General features: G+C 42.8%; 1 protein-coding gene. It reads left to right on the plus strand.

The window, feature by feature from the left end; all coding sequences use genetic code 11:
- On the plus strand, nucleotides 1-696 hold a 696-nt coding region (locus HC175_RS15930), incomplete at both ends, for a P-type ATPase actuator domain-containing protein (RefSeq protein ID WP_445326495.1).

Consider the following 696-nt stretch of genomic DNA (forward strand, 5'->3'; position numbering starts at 1 on the left):
GTGATGTTCCTTTCGTTCCCTGAATATTTTGAAGTGAACGAATTCTGGCTGGATCAATACAAGGGCCTTTTTAGATGGCTCATGTTTGGTTTTTCCCTGCCGGTGGTCTTTTATGTGGCCAAGGATTACTTTATTTCCGCCTATAAAGGGCTTCGAGCAGGAATCCTCAATATTGATGTGCCTTTGGCATTAGGCGTGCTCGTGCTCTTTGTTCGCAGTACTCTGGAGATCATTTTTGACTGGGGCACCGGATTCTTTGACAGCCTCACCGGACTGGTCTTTTTCCTCACTCTTGGAAAATTCTTTCAGCAAAAAACCTATAATTTCCTTTCTTTTGAGCGGGATTACAAGTCCTATTTCCCAATCGGAATTACCCGAATTAATCCGGACGGAAAAGAAGAAAGCATACATGTACACGACATTGAAAAAGGAGATCGTATCCTCATAAGAAATGAGGAGCTTATCCCTGTAGACGGAATCCTTATCAATGGCAACGCGCGTATTGATTATAGTTTTGTCACCGGCGAATCTGAAGCTGTTCAAAAGGAATCGGGAGATAAACTTTTTGCCGGCGGCCGACAGGTTTCCGGGATGATCGAGATGGAAGCTTTAAAATCGGTTTCTCAAAGTTATCTTACAAAGTTGTGGAGCAATGATGTTTTCCAGGTGAAAAAAGAGGATTCCTTTACTTCTTTC

The organism is Salinimicrobium oceani, assembly GCF_012037645.1.